1 protein-coding gene is annotated in these 618 nt (G+C 63.9%); it reads left to right on the top strand.

What is annotated here, in order from left to right; genetic code table 11:
- A partial coding sequence (locus tag AC1DIS_RS30090; protein WP_477781316.1) for a VCBS domain-containing protein occupies nt 1-618 on the top strand: 618 nt, incomplete at both ends.

The raw sequence follows: 618 nt of genomic DNA, 5'->3' as shown, positions 1-618 counted from the left end.
CATCGATCATGCAGCCACCGCGACCTGGAGCATTGCCGGGTCAAACACCGGCAGCTACGGCTCGATCGCCGTCGACAGCAGCGGCCAATGGACTTACACCCTGGCCAACGGCACCGATGGCGTTGCCAGTGCCGTGCAATCGCTGCAGGCCGGCGAGAGTCACAACGAAGTGTTCACCATCCAGGTCAGCGACGGCCTGGGCGGTGTCGACACCCAGCAGGTGACTGTCACCGTCACCGGCAGCAACGATGCACCGGTGCTCAGTTTCGCGAGCGGCAACGATGTCGGCGCCGTGCAGGAGGACAGCACCCTCAGCGTCAGTGGCCAATTCAGCTCGACTGACATCGATCATGCAGCCACCGCGACCTGGAGCATTGCCGGGTCAAACACCGGCAGCTACGGCTCGATCGCCGTCGACAGCAGCGGCCAATGGACCTACACGTTGGCCAATGGCACCGACGGTGTCGCCAGTGCCGTGCAATCGCTGAAGGCTGGCGAGAGTCACAACGAAGTGTTCAGTGTGCAGGTCAGTGATGGCCTCGGTGGCGTCGCCACCCATCTGGTGACTGTCACCGTCACCGGCAGCAACGATGCGCCGGTGCTCAGCTTCGCCAGCGG

The organism is Pseudomonas sp. 05N433 (assembly GCF_056396925.1).
The sequence above is the reverse complement of the archived record's forward strand: the minus strand, read 5'-3'. Positions and strand labels throughout refer to the sequence as shown.